The organism is Vreelandella titanicae BH1, from assembly GCF_000336575.1.
GTDB classification, from domain to species: Bacteria; Pseudomonadota; Gammaproteobacteria; order Pseudomonadales; family Halomonadaceae; genus Vreelandella; species Vreelandella titanicae.
This window is the reverse complement of the sequence record NZ_AOPO01000003.1, coordinates 28,222-45,137: the sequence shown is the minus strand read 5'-3', so window position 1 is coordinate 45,137 and position 16,916 is coordinate 28,222. Positions and strand designations below refer to the sequence as shown.

The following is a 16,916-nucleotide window of genomic DNA, read 5'->3' as shown; positions in this document are numbered from 1 at the left end:
TCAACCGCTCCAGATCGCCGTTCGCCTCGATAACATTGATTCCGGACATGACGCACTTCGTAGAAACTAGAGTGAAGACAAAGTATAGGCCCCTGAATGCGTACGTGAATGCTTATGCCTTGCATAACGCATCAAACACCGGCGCAGCTTTGCTGCGTCCGCGTGCTTTGGCTTGTTATGTGTATTCAAAACCCCATATTCCCCATAACCATTGTTTTACAACTGGCTTACATTAGGTTGGCGATGTCTGTAGTAGCTAGGCGCTGCCCTATGCTTTTTCAATAATTTCAATTTCTCCTTCAGTTAATTCATAAAGATTGTAAACCAAGTCGTCAATTTTCTTCTCCAAGCCATTTGTGTCCGCAGAAGCATCTTTCTGTTTTTCTGTTAAAATTTGAGCAACCAATTCTTTGATTTTCGTCTCTGTAATTTGATCAATCACAAAAGGATAGTTTTGCAAATCTTTAACAACAACCTTTGGGAATAATTTCCTATTACCTTTTACGGTTTGTCTTTTGTGATAAAAACTGACAAGCTTCGAGTTCAAATAACCCAAAAGTGCAAATAAAGAATAACTCCCGTCTTTTTGGAAAACATTCAAAATGCTTTTATTGTTTAAATAAACACCCTCAGCGTACATTGCCTGTATTGTTGCTGGATATTTTCCAGTAATTTCACGAACCAGTATTCGAGGAAGAGAAAACTGCTCAATTTTCTTTGGTTGCGAAAGCCACTCACCATACCTAAGCCACTGACCAGACCAATTAAAAAAATACCTTCCTATATCTGAACCCTTTAAATATGGATATGTATTTTCATCAAACTTGTATTCAAAATCGAAAACATGATTTTTCACATCAACTGCTGTTTGCCTTGGTTTACCTTTTCCTTTTTCGTAGGCTTGCAGCCCAACTTTAACATCATAAAATTTACTCAAAAGTTCTGATTTTCTTTTTATTTTACTAATAATTATTGCTTCTTCACTAGATGAGGTTATATCAAAGATGAAATTTCTGTTTTGTCTCCATACATTTGGATTTATCGACTCAAATCCTTCTTCGTTTATCACTTCAGAACTTAAGGTTGCATATTTTATATCTTTTTCTGAATTCATTTTCGATGCTGTAAGAATACAAGACTCGACACCCACACCTTCAAAAGTCTCTCCAAGCAAGTTAATCAAAGAAATAATTTTATTTTTATTTAGCAAAAAATCACGTACCTTGTAAGCAGACTCAACGCCAGTTATTGAATTTGGAATTATGAAAGAAAAGTTGCCATTTTCCTTTAAAATAGTGAATGACCTCTCAATAAAAAGAAGATATAAATTTGACTTTTCGTGGATTAAATTATATTCATTGTTAAAGTACTTTTTGATCTTATCATCAAAACTCTCTCTTGAAAGTATATAAGGAGGATTTCCAATTACAACATCAAAGCCAACAAAATCACCTTCATCATTGAGTACTTCAGGGAACTCAAAGCGCCATTCAAAAGCATTTTCGAAAATTTTATTAGCTCTTATCTCTTCAATTTCAGCTTCTAATTTTTTAATGTCTAAGGTCAGCTTTTTGACGTTTTTTTCCTGAGCAATCTTTTCCTTTCTGCTCATTTCAAAAAGCTGACCTTGATTTTTAATATAGAATAACTCGCCGGAGAGTCTATAAAGCTTTTTAACTTTGGGATCGCTGGAGGAGATCTCACTTCTAAAGTCAGATTTGATGTCTGCAATCAACTTTTCCATTTCTCTTTTTTGCTCTTTATTTTGAGCATTGCGGTATGAATCTACCGCATTTTTATAACCACTAATTGACCTATTGCTTTGCTTCAAGGCTTTTTTAAAGTCAGCCCGGATGTCAAAACGGCTAACCAATGAGTTCCCACACTTTATGTTAATGTCAATATTAGGAAGGGTTTCGAGCTCGGTGGCATTCTTATAATAGGCATTTTTCAAAAGTTCAATCCACAATCGCAACCGACAGATCTTCACAGAGTTGGGGTTGATGTCTACACCAAAAAGACATTTTTCAATTAGTGTCTGCTTTTCATGAAAGAGTGTTTCCTGAATCCGCTGACTTTCTTTGTTGTTGGGGATGTATTTAAATAGCTCTCCTTCTTCGTCTGTTATAATAAGCTCATCATTAATCACTTCAACTTGGTATTCTTTAAGTCGTTTACCGTGTCGGTCTTGCAAAATCTTCAAGTCATTTTTTACAGCAATTATTTCATTGAGCGCCGAAACCAAAAAGTGGCCAGAACCAACCGCTGGGTCACAGATTTTCAGGTTATTTACAATCTCGTTGGCTTCCTGCCTGTCTTCTATCTTGTCGTAAACTTCTTCTAAGTCTTTGCATTCCCACTGTTTGGTTTCATTAAATTTCTGAACAACTGCCTTGCGAATGGTTTCACGGCACATATACATGGTAATGGAACCAGGGGTGAAGAATGAGCCATCTTTATATCCGTTGATTTTCTCGAAAATCAAGCCAAGCACAGAAGCGTTGATGAGTGATTTATTTTCTTCCTGAATTTCTTCTGATCCCTCACTACTGAAATCATAAGAATTCAGAAATTCAAAGAGATATTGAAGGGTATTTAGCTTTCCTGTTCGTTTTTTTCCATTCTGATCTTTTAGAATAGTTGATGAAATGATTGGAATATCTTTATCATCTCTCAAGTTGCTAATGAAAAGTGTATCTTGTTCGATATTCGTCGGTTCAAATAAAGATGAATTAAGATAAGGCACTTTTTCAAAATCTGTAATTACATCTTCGTTTCTCTCTTCATACTTCCGCGCTAAAACCTGAAAAAACAAGCTATTCAGATCGTCATAGTTTTTAATTTTATCAAGATTGAGAAAAGAATAAGACTTATCCCCTTTATGATAAGTAATAAGTTGAGCTTCCAACAACTTCAAAAACAAAACTCTGTTGACCCAAGTAATAGTCAGTTCTAGAGCAACGTTAAATAGCTTTTCTTGCTGAGTGCTTCCAAATTGGCTTGATCGCTCTAATCGGCTAAGCTTGTCCAAACTGTCAATCTGAATAATGGCGCCTTCAAGTATAGTTCCCGTGTAGCGTTCGCCGTCTTTTTTTCGACCAATCAGTTTTTTGTTTTTTTCCTTTGTTTCAGACAATCCAATAATGTGAAGCAGCTCGCTATAAAACCGCTTATCAAGGCTATTACTATCGTTAGTGAAGGGAAGTTTTAACAAATGCTCAGGTGACAAAACCTTGAATAGCGCAATCAACTTATTATCATCTGCTTTATCGTTATTGCGTAAAGGTTTTTGATAATCCTGTAAATTAAAGTAGGTAAATTCAATTTTAGTGGTGATCTCAGAGATAAATGGTTCAGCAATTTCTTTGTAGAAAAATTCGGTTCTAATTTCTGTTAATCGCCCAGCTTCAAAATCATTAAATTGCTTTACAATTTTTTTATTTTGAGCAAAAAGCCTGTCGAACGTCATAGCGTCAAAAACAAACCATTCATTGATGTTTGTAATTATTAAGTTTTTTATTTCAAGGTTGTTATGTGAAATTCTCTCTCTAAGGTAGTAAAGCACTAATTCATGAAAGGACTTAACATTCAGTTTGTTAGTCGTTACCATCTCGTTTCTGTTGGTTGGCTTCTTTGCTTCAATGATTACTCCAACCGCATTTCTTGCTTTATCTCCGTTATGAATTACAAGGTCGTTTCGTCCTTTGGTGTTGATGAAGTAGTTTGGATCGTAATAAGTTTTTTTGAGAAAATCAGTAACAAGATTCTTATGAAATTCTTCAGATTCGATGTCATTTATTCTGTCGAGCAGCTGGATAAGATTAGCCTTAAAACCTTCTATTTCAGCCCTGTGAGGTTTTATTTTCAAAAAGGCTTTATTCAGTGCTTTTCTAGGTTTAAGTGTGTTCATCTCCATTTATTCTATCTCTTTCCTATAGTTACTCTATTGACTTTAAAAACATTGGCAAAAACATGCTTTTTGGAGTGCATAGGGGCGATTGTGTTTATCTCTTAATCATAACATTGTCCAAATAGCAGCAATTATAAACCTTGATGTGAAACCTCAATGAACTTGACGTTACAATGATTGAGAATTCACCGCCACCAGATTGAATCTACCTCATCGACTCCAGAGTGTGCAAAGAAAAATTTGGCGATGTAGCCAAAACTCGCGTGCTGGTAAGTTTTGCTCTGCCTAATCCCACCGCCGCGCTGATGAGCCAACCCAAGGTCAAACAGGTAATAACGAGGTTTGTGAGTAACCGTTCACATAAGATTGATTCTAACCGAGCGCCACGCTCACCACCTCACCCTCAAACCACTGCTGCTTTAACCCCCGCTGCTTTTCCAGCAACAGCGTCAGGTACTCACGCAATGGATGAGCGGAAGGCAACGCGGCAAGGTGCTTACGCAGCCTTCGCTGGTAAGGAAACTGTTCAGCAGGCACATGCAGCGGCGTGGCGTTTTGGGTGAGCCATTCGATATCGGGCAGGAGCAAGTGAGTGGCGTTGCTGTCCAGCGCTAGCGTGACGCCTTTTACGTCGAAGTCACCGGCGTAGATGTGTGTTCGGCGGGTTTTATGCCAAGCCTCGGCGAGTAAGGCAAAGCCGCCGCCGTAATGACTGTCGCCGCGGTAGACGACCAGCGGGTTTGCGTAGCCGCTTAGCGCTGGTTGTTCCGGCGAGAACTCATAGAAGCTGTCCAGGTTTTCGACCTGGATTAGAGCGCTGAACGCGCTCAGTTTTAGCCCCAGTACATTTACATCGCGAATAGCCCGTGCCTCGTTGGCAAGCCCGGTTGTTGGCTGCGGCGGAAAGCTGACGAGTACTCGCCGCGCACGGGGACTTTCGCGGGTGGCTTTATCTTCCTCTACTCCCTCTTTCGCTTGTGCGCTGCTGGTCAGGCCGCTGAGTGAGCGGCCTAGTGGCGCTATGCGGGCGCTCTCTAGAACGTCATTAATCTGCGCCAGAAAGGCGGCGTCAAAACGCAGCGCTTTACTGTTAATTCGCGTGGCTAGGTCAATGTCGTGCTGGTGGCACCAGGCCACCACGTCGTCTACCCACTGGCGGCGCGGCTTCTCCACCGTGGGCTGGCGGAGAAGTTCGCGGGCGACGCCGTTAAGGCCATTGCGTGCGCGGCTGGGTAGGTTCATACGGCCAGCTGCAGTTCTACATCGTGGATCAGGCGCAGGTGATTGAATTGGCTGGCCTGGCTCTCCTGCTGTTTCAGCCTGAACGCCTTCTGATCACTGCGTGGCAGGCCCTGGTATTCGGAAATCACCTGGAAGAGCCAGATCTCATCCGGCCATTCCAGCGGGCTGTCACGCAGGTACTCAAGGGCGCTGACCGGCTCCGCCTGGGGCTGGTCGATCACGCTTAAATAGAAGTGTTCCACATCCTGCTTGAGCGCCTGCTGGCGGGCGGCGGCGAGGCTGCTCTCTTGCGCTTGGGCAGGCGCCGCGGCTTCAACCGTTTGCGTGGTGTGGCGCGGCTGGGGTAGCTGGTGCAGCAGCTCGGCGAGCAATCGGCTATCCAGGTTGCGATCCAGCGCCGGGGCGGCGGCGGCGCTTAGCGATGCGGCTTGATTGACCAGCCCTGGCACCTCGCTGCGCCGTGCATAGTTGCCCGGCACAAAGCCAGGATGTTCGCGCATAAAGGCGGCCATGCCGCTGATCAGGCGGCTGCGCGCCTGCTGCTTGCGAAAGCGCGCCATCAGCTCGATCAAGCGCCGCTGTACTTCGCGCAGGCCGGTGTAGTGGTTACTTAACTGCTGCTGGAGCTGGCTGATCAATAGCTTGCGCAGGCTGCCGTCGCTGCCCACTAGCTCGATCAGCTCGTCGAAGTCGATCAGCGCCAGGCCATCCAGCAGCCTTGCGATCTGCTTCTGGGCGCGGTCGTTTTCGCGGATCTTGTCGTTGAGCTGGCTGACGAAACCAAAATCGCTATTCAGCCGCTGCCATAGGCTGTCGATGGCATCGGCGAAGCGCCCGTTCAGGTCGTCGACTTCCTGGCGCAGGCGCATCAACTGCTGCTCCAGCCGCCAATGCTCGCCGCGGCTTCTCGCCTCCCGGTAGCTATGTACCAGGGCGCGAATCAGCTCCAGGGTTTCCGCTACATCGGCATTCACATGGCGACGGGTCTCGTCGGCGAGCATCTCGGCGATCAGTTCGCGCACCTTGGGCGCCAGCTTCACGCCGCTCTGCTCATCCGGTCGCCATAGAATGCGCGCCGCCAGCAGCTTGCGCAGCGCGCTGTCGCTGAGCGATTCCAGTGGCACCTCATCGCGGGTGTAGGCCTGCATCAGTACATCGGCGTGCTTGCCGAGCAGTGCTAGCCGCTCACTGCCGGTTTTGAGCAGGCGGCTTTCCAGGGCGTGTTCTCCGTTCGAACTCACAGCAGGGCCTCCTGGGAACCGGAGCCCTCCTCGCTGCCCTCTTCGATGGGCAGGTTCTCTTCATCGCGAATAAAGCGCACCAGATCCACCAGGTAGTCGATCTTGCCGGTGACCACGAATACCTGCCGCTCGGCGTGGGGCTGAAGCAGGTAGCCGTGCTCTTTCAGGCGCTTGAAGACCTGCTTTACCTGGGCGTCGAGCTGTTCACTTTGCGAGCCAAAAAAGCTGTCGGTGGCCAGGCGCTCCAGGCGTTCACGCAGGCTTTGATTGTCTTCGCACTTGGCGCTGAACTCCGCCGGTTTGAGCACATCGCCAGGGGCGGCCAGGGTGTCGCGGCCCAGCGCCTCTTGAACCAGCTGCAGCCACTCCAGCAGCGGCAGCAGACTGTTGAGCGTATCGCCGAGCTGGCGGGAGAGCTGATCCCGTGCGTTGTCATTGAGCTGACGCCAGGCCAGAAAATAGACGCTGCCATCTTCGTTGCTGGCCAGGCGGCGGTTAAGCGGCCGCAGGTAGGTATCGATCTCCTCCCGGGTCTCTTCATTGGTGAGATGGCGATAGCCGCTCTCATCGCTGATCGGGCAGACAAACTCCCCGGCCAGCAGGCGCTCTAGCAGTGGGCCATGTTCGATCATACCGTCACCTCCTGCTGGCGTTCCTGGAGCCGTTCGGCCAAGCGGCTTAGCCGTGGCTCGATGCGTTTTAACACCCGCTTGTTGGGGTTGGCCTCATCGCGATCGATCAGGTAGCGGTTGGCGAACAGCAGCAGCACATCGGACTCGGGGTTGGGAAACGCGCCGACGATATGAATGCGGTTGCTGTCGCAGGCGTCGAACAGTTTTTCGACGTTGTGGTACGCCAGGGTGCCGATCTCATCGATGGGCCAGTGGATGGCGATCTCCGCATCGCCGCGCAGCAGGCGGGTAAAGGCGAGCAGGAACTTGCACAGAATCAAATACGCCATGCCATGGCTGGAGGACTCCAGCAGTTGGCGGTCGTTTTTGATCACCAGATCGGTGCCGCCTTCGTTCAGGTGCAGCTCCAGGCGCAGCAGGCTTTCGAAGCTGTACTGCTGGTCGCTGCGCAGCAAATCGACCACGTCCGCCAGGGCATTGAGGTAGTCGTCGCTGGGTAGCGTCTGGCCGGATTCCCGCCACTCTTTATAGCGCTGGGCAAACAGCTTCAGCGGCTCCCAGAAGCCCAGCTCATCAATGGTGGACTGGATGCGCACTTCGGCCTTGGTGATGCCTTCCAGGCGCAGATCATCGGCAACCTCTTCAGAAAGCCGGCGGCTTTGGGCGCTGATGCGTCGGTTCAGGTCGCGGAACACTGTGAAGAATTTATCCAGGTCGTCGCTCAGGTTGCGGCCTTCCTGAATCAGCTGCTGCTGTTGATCTTCCAGCAGCTTGAGCATGTCGCGCAGTAGCGGCAGCTGTAGGCGCGGGTTGTCGCTCTGCAGCTTGCTACGCTCGCTCTCCAGCGCTTCGGCAAAGCCGCTGCTGGCGTCTTTAATCAGTTGGCTTTCGACCTCCAGGCAGCCACGGCGCAGTTGCTCGATGAGCTGGTGGCGATTGCCCAGCGCCTGGCGGGCGCGCTCAATACGCTCGTCCACATCGCCCAGGGGCGTGCCGGGCGCTTGGCCGTCGGGCTCGATGGCCAAAGCTTCCAGCTGGGTGAGTAGCGGCTTCAAGGCTTCCAGGCAGGCGTATTCGCTCTCCCGCTGGGTTTTCAGCGTGCTGACTGTGCTTTGGTGAGTTTTGCGCGCGGCCTGGAAGTCGTTTTTCAGGTGCTCTTTATCCCGCTGCAGCTTTTGCTCTGCTTGCTCCAGCTCTGCCTCTTGAGCGACGAGCTGCGGTTTATGCTGCCCCCACTCGACGCGCATAAAGCGGGTGTACTCGGTGAGCTCATCCTGGCGGGCGGCGGTGACGCGAATGCGTTCATCCTGGCTTGCCAGCCGCTCCTTGGTATCTTTTAGCTTGGCGGGGTCAACGCCCTGCTCGGCCAGTTCCTGGCTAAAGGCCTCTTCCAGTTCCGTGCGTTGGCGCTTGTGTTCGGCATTGGCGTCGCTCAACTGCTGCTTATACTGGCGCAGTTGGGCATCCAGGCTATCCACCTGGCTCTGGCCGTCGGCCTTGAGCTCCAGCAGTTGGCTTTGGTGGGTCTCGCTAAGGGCGGCGAGCGCCTGCTGCTTCTCTTCGCGCAGCTCCTTCTGCGCCTGCTCCTGGCTGGCTAACGCGGTCTGATGCGCTGCGCGACGCTCCTGCTGGCGCTTGGTGTGGCGCTCCTGCTGCTGGCGGCGGGCCTCTATCGCAAACTCGACTTCCTGCTCGGCGCGCTTGTGGGCCATGCGGCCCTGATCCTGGGCTTCATCGGCCTGCTGCACCCGCTCGTTATGCTGTTTGAGCGATTTCTCGGCGGCTTGGCTCTCGGTCTGCACCCGGCGTTTGGCGCCATCCGCTTCTTCGATGGCGGCCAGCAGGCTGGCTTCATCCTGGGCGTAATCGGGCAGGGCAATGGCGGAGAGATCCACCGCCAGCCCAAACAGATCATCGCTAGCGCCTTCTGCCAGTTGCGGGGCGAGGTCACGCCGCTCTAGCAGCTCTGGCGCAATCACCTTGCCTAACTGCTGCTCCCAACCGGGGCGGTGATAGCGCAGGAAATGGCGCAGGCTGCCCTGCTCCGGGTCGCGCTGCTGATAGAGCGCGAAGCAGCGCTGCTCGGCGCGCTCCAACTGCTGACGAAGTTGCACCAGTTGCTGTTCGGCACTGTCGCGCTCGCGTTTTCGGCTTTCAAACTCCCGGCGCAGGCCATCCAGGGTAGCAGCCGATGCGTTGCGCTCCTGCTGGGCCTGATCCAGACGCGCCTGGGCAAGCTCCGCCTCGGAAGCCTCTTCAGCGGTCTGAGTCGAGAGCGAGAGCTGGGCTTTTAGTTCGGCTAGCTGTTCGACGCCGAGTTCCAACTGCGCCTGGTACTCGCCCTCCAGGCGTTGGCGCTCCTGCTGGTAGCGCTCGTTGAGCTGCTGTTCGGATTCCCACTGCTGCTCCCGGCGCAGGGCTTTCTCTTCGACCAGGGCGTCGATCAGTTCCTGGGATTCACGGGTCTGGCGGGCCAGCGCCTCAGACAATTCGCGCAGCCGACCGTCCAGGCGCGCCTGGCTCTCTTTTACCGCGTCCTGCATCACGTTCAGGTGGGCGCGCAGCTGGTCGCGCTGCTCCCGCCACTGGGGCAGCGCGTTGATGTCGCGCTCCAGGGCGGGCATGTCCGCATCGGCGTATTGCTCGTACTGGGTTTGCAGGTCATTAAGGCGGCGCTGGGTCTGCTGCAGATCGCTGACCACTTCGCTGTGGCGGTCGTTCAGCTTATCCCGTGCTTCGGCGTAGTCGCTCTCCCGCTGCTGGAATTCGCGCTGGTGGCGGGCAAGCTCAGCATCCACATCGGTCATACGGCGCTCTGCTTGCTGGCGGTCGTCTTCCAGCTGGGGTTTCAGTTGCCACAGCGTGGCATCCAGGTCGGCGAGTTCACGGTCGATACCGGCAAGTCGGGCCAGCGATGCCTGCAGCGGTTCCAGGCGCATGGATTGGCGCATTTGGGCAATCCACTCCCGCGCCTTGGTGTTGCGAATCCGGGTTACCGGGAGTTCAACGCCATCCTCTTCGAAAATCGCCGCCAGCATGGTTTTGAGGGTGTCCATCTTGCCCTCTTTGGCATGCACCGCAGAAACCAGCTTTTCGATATGGCGGATGCGCCGCTCGGGTTTGACCAGGCTGAACTGCGACGCGATCTGGCGCAGCTTGAGGCCATCGCGGCTGTTGCCGTGCAGTTGGGTAAAGTCGTTCTGGATCACCGAGCGAAATTCAGAGGTAGCGCCCAGCTTGGGCGACACCGGTGTGCCGTTGCGGCGCAGGCCGCTGGCCCACTGGGTGTAGTCCAGCGCCGCCACGCCTGCGTCGCTTTCCACCAGATAGTCTTCCGGCTGGTAGGGCGCGCCGACAAAGCGGTATTCCACCCCGCCCTCGGCCTTGCGGGTCAGCACCGCTTGGCAGATGTTGCCCGCTTCGCGGCGGTATTCGTACACCAGGTAGCTGTTGCGGTGGGGCAAATAAAACGCGTCGAACTTCATGCGCGTCTTGGGCACGACCTTGTTGGGTAATTCGCCATAGAACACCGGCACCAGGCGTTGTAGCGTGGTTTTACCGGAGGCGTTGGTGCCGCAAATATTGGTGTGGCCGTCCACACTCAGTTCGACCACGCCTTCCAGGTGGCCGTGAATCATCACGATGCGTAGCAGGTGGGCCATGCCGTGTCCTTTCGATGACTATTTCAATGGCTATCCGGATCGTTTTGCTGATCGCTGAAAGTGGCTAGTTTGCCAGACACAGACCAAAGCGGCTACGCGGCTAAAAAAAGCTGGCTCACTATAACACTTAGTGCTATATATTGAGGATAACAGTACAGGTATCAGATGCGAGTATTTAAAAACAAAGTGTTCAGTAAGTGGGCAGCAAAGGAAGGACTGGATGATGCTGCTTTGCTAGCCGCAGTTGAGGAAATGGAGCGCGGCCTGATTGATGCTGACCTAGGTGGTCATGTGGTGAAAAAACGCGTGGCAATCGGTGGTCGAGGCAAGAGCGGCGGGGCCAGAACCCTGTTGGCTTATAAGATCGGTAATAAGGCGTTCTTTGTTTATGGTTTTGCCAAAAATGCCCGCGCTAACATCAGTGCCGAAGAGCTTAAAGCGTTAAAACATTTAGCAAAAGAATTACTGGGCTACGGTGAGAAAGCATTAGCCGAAGCCATTAAGCATGGCGCATTGATTGAGGTAAAAAACGATGGATAAATCAATCTTAGATATGGTGCATGAAACGGCTCAAGATCTTCACGCGGCTGGTGTGATGAAAGAAACCACGCTGCGCGAGTTCGATGCGCTCTGCCTGCCGCCAGTAAAAGAGTACACAGCCATACAGATCAAGCGGATTCGCACCAAGAATCACGCCAGCCAAGGCGTGTTTGCGGCCTACCTGAATACCAGTGTATCCACGGTTCAAAAGTGGGAGCAAGGCCAGAAGAAACCCAATGGCCCTTCGCTTAAGCTGCTGAACCTGGTGGCCGAAAAGGGCTTGGAAATACTGGCTTAATCGTCAGGGCGTTTTGTTGCCAAGCAACCCCTCGAAGAAACTCACCGCGTTGGCTTCCAGTCCTTCCAGATAGTAACCGCCTTCCTGCACCACCAGCGTGGGTACGTTCAGGCCCGCTACCCTGCGGCCAAGCTCAGCAAAACCCGCGGTAGAAACGGCGACCTTGGCTTGAGGGTCAAGTTCGTAGATATCGAACCCCAGCGCCAGCACGATGGCGTCCGGTTCGAACAGGCGGATGGCTTGGCAGGCTTGCTCCACGCGGTCAAAGAACACCGACTCCTCTGATCCATGGGGCATCGGCAGGTTGAGGTTATAGCCCAGCCCGCCCCCCTGCCCGCGCTCGTCTTCAAAACCAGTCACCGCTGGGTAGAAGTTGGTGGTATCGCCGTGGATCGAGATATACAGCACATCGTCGCGCTGGTAGAAAATCTCCTGAATCCCCTGCCCATGGTGCATATCCGGGTCTAACACGACGATGCGCGGGTAGCGCGAGGTGAGGTGCTGCGCGGCAATGGCGGCATTATTGAGAAAGCAGAAGCCACCGGCGGAATCGATGCCCGCGTGGTGGCCCGGCGGGCGCGATAACGCATAGGCAAATCGCTCCCCGGCTAATAAAGCCTCAGCCCCGGCGACCGCACTCTGCGCCGACCAATAAGCAGACTGCCAAGTGTGCTGGCCCACGGGAGCGCTACCGTCAGCCAAGTAACGCCCGGCTTCCGCCAAGATGCCGCGCAGAGCATTGGGCGAACGCACAAAAATATTGGAAATAACTTCTTCACCCCAATCCTCGCCGAGGGCATGCCAGCGCCGATGGGCACTTTCGAGAAAGCGCAAATAGGCCAGCGAATGCACCGCCCTTAACGGCGCCACGCCATGATCCGCGGGCGCTTGAATATCAAACCCTAGCTGTTTGGCGGCTGCCAGTAGGTGCGTGGCACGCTCGGGCACTTCCTGGGGTGTGCGCATCTTGCCCCGGGAGAAGTAGGTTTGCGGCTGATGAAGCAGTTGGTCAGCGTGGAAGAACGTCTTCATCGGCACTATCTTCATCAGAGCTATCTCCGGTTTCGCCCACACCCTTGACCACAAAATCACGAGCAACGCCTATGTGGTAGTCAATCGCCTCACGACAGGCGTCAGGGCTGCCGCTATCCAGCGCGTCAAGCAACTTAAAGTGGCTGGTGGCGATGGTGTCGGGGGCTTCATGGGTTTTGGTAATTAGGGTGATGCAGAGGCGCAGCTCATGGGACAGGTCGTCAAAGGCGCGCAGCAGACGCTCGTTACCTGCGTAATGCAGCATCAGTCGATGAAACTGCAAATCCTCCTCGATGCGGCGGGTGCCATCGTTCCCGGCTGCCGCTTCACATAGCACCTCTACTTGCTGCTTGAGCGCGCGCTGGGCATCGGCGGTATAGCGTTCTGCCAGGCGTTCGATCGCGTGGCGCTCAAGGCAGAGCCGCAAATCAAACACATCTTCGAGTTCAACGGCATTCAACGCGCGAACAAAGAAGCCTCGACGCGGTTTCGAGATCAATAAACCACGGCTTTCCAGCAAACGAGCGGCCTCGCGAACCGGTGCGCGGCTAACACCCAGGTCGCGGGAGAGCTGCACTTCCGAGAGCCGTTCGCCGGGTAAAAAGTGTTGCTGAATAATCGCTTGGGTTAAATAGTCAGCTACTTGCTCGACCAGGTTCTGCTGCTGGATAAAGGCCCTGGGAGCCGCCGTTGGTGAGGCCATCGCATTCACTCATGGGATATGACGTGTTCTTCCCAGTATGACGAAAAAAAGCCACTTGTCGACGAACGATTGCCGACTGTCGACAGTTTTACCAAGTGCTGCTATGGTCAAAACAGATCCCTAACAAACATCACAACCGGGTCTGACACGCCTCGCTCGCCTAACGACTACGTAACCTCATTACGTGCTAATAACCGAGGAGCAGGAAACATGAAAAAACCTTTAGCTTTGGCTATTTCCGCTGCAGCACTCGCTTTCACCTCCGCCGCCCTGGCTGATGACCCCAAAGAGGGCGGTGTGGTTAACACCATTATCCAGCCGGAGCCGCCGGGCTTGGTGCTGGGCATGGTTCAGAACGCACCCACCCGTACCGTCTCGGGCAATATCTACGAAGGCCTGTTGCGCTACTCCACCGACCTGGAACCCATGCCGCAGTTGGCGGAGTCGTGGGAGGTCAGCGACGATGGCCGCACCTACACCTTCCATCTGCGTGAAGGCGTTACCTGGCATGACGGCGAAGCCTTTACCGCCGAAGACGTGGTGTTCTCCGCCGATGTCTTCCACCGCGAGTTGAACCCCAGTGCCCGCGCCGTGCTCCAGCACGTGGAAAGCATCGAAGCCACCGACGACCACACCGTTGTATTTACCCTTACCCAGCCTTTCGGCCCTTTCCTGCTCTCCTTTGAAGCAGGCACCTTTACCATGGTGCCCGAACACCTTTATGCGGGTACCGATTTCCGCAACAACGAACACAACGATCATCCCATTGGCACCGGCCCGTTCAAGTTCGACAATTGGGAACGCGGCACCGTCATCGAGCTGGTCAAGAACGAAGAGTATTACGAAGAGGGCTTGCCTTACCTGGATGGCGTGAACTGGCACGTTATTCCTGATGGCGCTTCCCGTGCAGTGGCGTTCGAAAACGAGACCATTGACGTGCTGCCCAGTGGTACCGTCGAGAACTTCGATATTCCCCGCCTGGCCGAGATGGATAACGTCTGCATGACCGAAGAGGGCCACGAGTACTTCAGCCCCTTTGCCATGCTGTGGATGAACAACCGCGAAGGCCCCACGGCGGATAAACGTTTCCGTCAGGCGGTGATGTACGCCATGGATCGCGAGTTCGCCAAAGATGTATTGTGGAACGGCCTGGGCAATGTGCCGCTCTCCGCCTTCGGCTCCAATGCACGCTTCCAGAACGATGACCTGGAACCCTACGATCACAACCCCGAACGCGCCCGTGAGCTACTGGATGAAATGGGCTACGACGGTGAAGAGATCACTATTCTGCCGCTGCCCTACGGCGAAACCTGGACCCGCTGGGCCGAAGCCGTGCAGCAGAACCTGCGCGAAGTGGGTATTAACGTTGAAACCCAAGCCACCGATGTGGGCGGCTGGAACCAGCGCCTGGGCGATTGGGATTACGACCTCGCCTTTACCTATCTCTACCAGTACGGCGACCCGGCACTGGGTATTTCACGCACCTACCTTTCCGACAACATTGCCAAGGGCTCGCCCTGGAATAACGTGGAAGGCTACGAAAACGAGCGCGTCGACGAGCTGTTTAACGAGGCCGCCACGGCTTTCCCCGACGAAGAGCGCGAAAAACTTTACCGCGAAGTACAGGAAATCCTCCATGAAGACGTGCCCGTTGGCTGGCTGATGGAACTGGGCTTCCCGACCCTGTACCGCTGTGATGTGCAGAACCTCGTCACCTCCGGCGTGGGTATCAACGACGGCTTTAAAGATGCTTGGCTAGATCGCTAAACCCAAGCCACCCAGGTAGCGCGAGCTACCTGGGTTTTTAAGCTATGTCTTGAAGGTATTCGTCAGGAAACGACTTATGGTTTACGCGCGCCTCATTCTGATGCGGCTGTTTAAAGCCGTGATTGTGCTGTTTTTAATCGTTATTTTTAACTTTCTGCTGATTCAGCTGGCCCCCGGTGACCCGGCCGCCATTCTGGCCGGTGAAGCGGGTGCCGCGGATCAGGAGTTTCTCAACCAACTGCGCGAGCGCTTTGGGCTCGACCAGCCGATGTATGTGCAGCTGTGGCGCTATATATCAGGTATCGCCATGCTCGACTTCGGTTACTCCTACCGGCTGGGCGTCCCTGTATTTGATCTGATTATGGATCGCTTACCTGCCACCCTATTGCTGACTGGCACTGCCTTCGTGCTCTCGTTGGTGCTGGGCATCGTGGCGGGCTCCATGGCCGCGGCACGAGTCAAGAAACCCTCTGGATCACTGATCATGGCGCTGGCGCTGGTGTTCTACGCCACGCCGCTGTTCTGGGTCGCACTGATGTCGGTGATGGTGTTTTCCGTCTACCTGGGCTGGCTGCCCGCCTACGGCCTCTATACCGTGGGGGCAGGCCATACGGGATTTGCGCTGGTGCTCGATGTTGTCAAGCACTTGGTACTACCAGCGACCACCTTAGCGCTATTTTTTATGGCGATTTACACCCGCATGACGCGCACTTCGATGTTGGATGCCGCTCAGCAGGATTACGTCAAAACCGCCCGCGCCAAAGGCTTGAAGCCCAGCATTATCCAGCGCCGCCATGTGTTGCGTAACGCCCTGCTGCCGATCATCACGTTAGCGGGCCTGCAGGCGGGGCAGATGGTCGGCGGGGCGATCCTGACCGAAACCGTGTTTGCCTGGCCCGGCATCGGGCGGCTGATGTTCGAAGCGCTACAGCAGCGCGACTACAACCTGCTGCTGGGGATTTTCTTCTTCTCGGCGGCCTTGGTCATCGTCTTCAATATCATTACCGATTTGGTCTACAGCCTGGCTGATCCACGCATCAAGAAGGGGGCCGCATGAGCTTTTTCGCACGCTTCGCGCAAAACCGTGGCGCCCTCGTCGGCCTGATCATCCTGCTGCTGATTATCGCCATGGCGATACTGGCACCGTTGCTGTTTCCTGAATCGCCCTGGCGCATGGTGCAGCGGCCCTTTTTGCCGCCGCTCTCGCAAGATGGCTTTCCGCTTGGCACCGACACCATGGGCCGCAACGTGGCCTCAGGCTTAATGCATGGCGCCTGGGTATCGCTGTTGATTGGGCTGGTATCCACCAGCGTGGCGCTGCTGATTGGCGTTCCCTTGGGGGCCATTGCGGGCTACTACGGTGGAATCATTGATGACGTACTGATGCGCTTTACCGAGTTCTTCCAGACCATTCCCAACTTCGCGCTGGCGATTGTACTGGTGGCGATTATGCAGCCCAGCATCACCTCGATTGTGTTGGCGATTGCGATTGTCAGTTGGCCGCCGGTGGCCCGTTTAGTGCGCGCTGAATTTATGTCGCTGCGCAACCGCGAGTATGTCGAAGCCGCGCGCCTGGTCGGCCAGTCCAACACCACGATTATTCTGCGTCAGATTCTGCCCAATACGCTGTCGCCGATTATCGTGCTGGCCTCGCTAATGGTGGCCACCGCGATTTTGCTGGAGTCGGCGCTGTCTTTTCTCGGCCTGGGCGACCCGAACGTTATGTCCTGGGGCTATATGATCGGCGCTGCGCGCACGGTGATTCGCCAGGCATGGTGGCTGAGCTTCTTCCCTGGCGTGGCGATTCTGCTCACCGTACTGGCGCTAAATCTGGTGGGTGAAGGGTTAGACGACGCTTTGAACCCCAAACTATCACGTGAGCGCTAAGG

General features: G+C 53.5%; 12 protein-coding genes. 5 read left to right on the top strand and 7 right to left on the bottom strand.

Annotated elements, in window-relative coordinates; all coding sequences use genetic code 11:
* Window positions 1–268: 268 nt before the first annotated feature.
* The 5 genes from HALTITAN_RS07580 to HALTITAN_RS07560 form a co-directional block, all read right to left on the bottom strand.
* Entirely contained in the window at window positions 269–3,916 is a 3,648-nt protein-coding gene (locus tag HALTITAN_RS07580; protein WP_009286743.1) for a DUF7149 domain-containing protein, read from the bottom strand.
* Between the two features lie 366 nt (window positions 3,917–4,282).
* Window positions 4,283–5,152, bottom strand: coding sequence for a DUF7281 domain-containing protein (locus HALTITAN_RS07575; RefSeq protein ID WP_009286742.1), 870 nt, complete (start codon window positions 5,150–5,152; stop codon window positions 4,283–4,285).
* On the bottom strand, window positions 5,149–6,393 hold the full coding sequence (locus tag HALTITAN_RS07570) for a hypothetical protein (protein WP_009286741.1): 1,245 nt from the start codon (window positions 6,391–6,393) through the stop codon (window positions 5,149–5,151). The genes HALTITAN_RS07575 and HALTITAN_RS07570 overlap by 4 nt, the downstream gene beginning before the upstream one ends.
* Window positions 6,390–7,025: a condensin complex protein MksE gene (locus HALTITAN_RS07565; RefSeq protein ID WP_009286740.1), complete on the bottom strand. Its 636-nt coding sequence runs from the start codon at window positions 7,023–7,025 to the stop codon at window positions 6,390–6,392. Before HALTITAN_RS07565 ends, HALTITAN_RS07570 begins: the two co-directional genes overlap by 4 nt.
* A complete protein-coding gene (locus tag HALTITAN_RS07560; protein ID WP_009286739.1) occupies window positions 7,022–10,687 on the bottom strand; it encodes an ATP-binding protein in 3,666 nt (1,221 codons plus the stop codon). Before HALTITAN_RS07560 ends, HALTITAN_RS07565 begins: the two co-directional genes overlap by 4 nt.
* A gap of 165 nt (window positions 10,688–10,852) precedes the next feature.
* Between HALTITAN_RS07560 and HALTITAN_RS07555 the strand changes: the two genes are divergently transcribed.
* Window positions 10,853–11,227: a type II toxin-antitoxin system RelE/ParE family toxin gene (locus HALTITAN_RS07555; protein WP_022520048.1), complete on the top strand. Its 375-nt coding sequence runs from the start codon at window positions 10,853–10,855 to the stop codon at window positions 11,225–11,227.
* Window positions 11,220–11,525 (top strand): helix-turn-helix domain-containing protein, encoded by a 306-nt coding sequence (locus HALTITAN_RS07550; protein ID WP_022520049.1) that lies wholly within the window; start codon window positions 11,220–11,222, stop codon window positions 11,523–11,525. The genes HALTITAN_RS07555 and HALTITAN_RS07550 overlap by 8 nt, the downstream gene beginning before the upstream one ends.
* Window positions 11,526–11,528: 3 nt before the next feature.
* Here HALTITAN_RS07550 and HALTITAN_RS07545 read toward each other — a convergent pair whose 3' ends face one another.
* Both HALTITAN_RS07545 and HALTITAN_RS07540 read right to left on the bottom strand, forming a co-directional pair.
* Window positions 11,529–12,557 carry a histone deacetylase family protein gene (locus tag HALTITAN_RS07545; protein WP_027957404.1) on the bottom strand — a complete coding sequence of 343 codons (1,029 nt, stop codon included), beginning with the start codon at window positions 12,555–12,557 and terminating at the stop codon, window positions 11,529–11,531.
* The gene (locus HALTITAN_RS07540) at window positions 12,535–13,260 is read right to left on the bottom strand and encodes a GntR family transcriptional regulator (RefSeq protein WP_039858664.1); all 726 of its coding nucleotides are present in this window, start codon (window positions 13,258–13,260) and stop codon (window positions 12,535–12,537) included. The genes HALTITAN_RS07545 and HALTITAN_RS07540 overlap by 23 nt, the downstream gene beginning before the upstream one ends.
* A 210-nt stretch (window positions 13,261–13,470) precedes the next feature.
* On the opposite strand from HALTITAN_RS07540, the gene HALTITAN_RS07535 reads away from it, so the two are divergent.
* The 3 genes from HALTITAN_RS07535 to HALTITAN_RS07525 all read left to right on the top strand — a co-directional run bounded on the left by HALTITAN_RS07535 (window position 13,471) and on the right by HALTITAN_RS07525 (window position 16,914).
* On the top strand, window positions 13,471–15,027 hold the full coding sequence (locus HALTITAN_RS07535; protein ID WP_039858662.1) for an ABC transporter substrate-binding protein: 1,557 nt from the start codon (window positions 13,471–13,473) through the stop codon (window positions 15,025–15,027).
* A gap of 76 nt (window positions 15,028–15,103) precedes the next feature.
* The gene (locus tag HALTITAN_RS07530; RefSeq protein ID WP_039858659.1) at window positions 15,104–16,084 is read left to right on the top strand and encodes an ABC transporter permease; all 981 of its coding nucleotides are present in this window, start codon (window positions 15,104–15,106) and stop codon (window positions 16,082–16,084) included.
* A complete protein-coding gene (locus HALTITAN_RS07525; RefSeq protein ID WP_008959734.1) occupies window positions 16,081–16,914 on the top strand; it encodes an ABC transporter permease in 834 nt (277 codons plus the stop codon). Before HALTITAN_RS07530 ends, HALTITAN_RS07525 begins: the two co-directional genes overlap by 4 nt.
* Window positions 16,915–16,916 lie beyond the last annotated feature (2 nt).

What these genes read in the sequence shown, in the direction of transcription:
- HALTITAN_RS07580 (WP_009286743.1), bottom strand. Translation starts at nt 3,916, where the DNA reads ATGGAGATGAACACACTTAAACCTAGAAAAGCACTGAATAAAGCCTTT.
- HALTITAN_RS07575 (WP_009286742.1), bottom strand. Translation starts at nt 5,152, where the DNA reads ATGAACCTACCCAGCCGCGCACGCAATGGCCTTAACGGCGTCGCCCGC.
- HALTITAN_RS07565 (WP_009286740.1), bottom strand. Translation starts at nt 7,025, where the DNA reads ATGATCGAACATGGCCCACTGCTAGAGCGCCTGCTGGCCGGGGAGTTT.
- HALTITAN_RS07560 (WP_009286739.1), bottom strand. Translation starts at nt 10,687, where the DNA reads ATGGCCCACCTGCTACGCATCGTGATGATTCACGGCCACCTGGAAGGC.
- HALTITAN_RS07555 (WP_022520048.1), top strand. Translation starts at nt 10,853, where the DNA reads ATGCGAGTATTTAAAAACAAAGTGTTCAGTAAGTGGGCAGCAAAGGAA.
- HALTITAN_RS07550 (WP_022520049.1), top strand. Translation starts at nt 11,220, where the DNA reads ATGGATAAATCAATCTTAGATATGGTGCATGAAACGGCTCAAGATCTT.
- HALTITAN_RS07545 (WP_027957404.1), bottom strand. Translation starts at nt 12,557, where the DNA reads ATGAAGACGTTCTTCCACGCTGACCAACTGCTTCATCAGCCGCAAACC.
- HALTITAN_RS07540 (WP_039858664.1), bottom strand. Translation starts at nt 13,260, where the DNA reads ATGGCCTCACCAACGGCGGCTCCCAGGGCCTTTATCCAGCAGCAGAAC.
- HALTITAN_RS07535 (WP_039858662.1), top strand. Translation starts at nt 13,471, where the DNA reads ATGAAAAAACCTTTAGCTTTGGCTATTTCCGCTGCAGCACTCGCTTTC.
- HALTITAN_RS07530 (WP_039858659.1), top strand. Translation starts at nt 15,104, where the DNA reads ATGGTTTACGCGCGCCTCATTCTGATGCGGCTGTTTAAAGCCGTGATT.
- HALTITAN_RS07525 (WP_008959734.1), top strand. Translation starts at nt 16,081, where the DNA reads ATGAGCTTTTTCGCACGCTTCGCGCAAAACCGTGGCGCCCTCGTCGGC.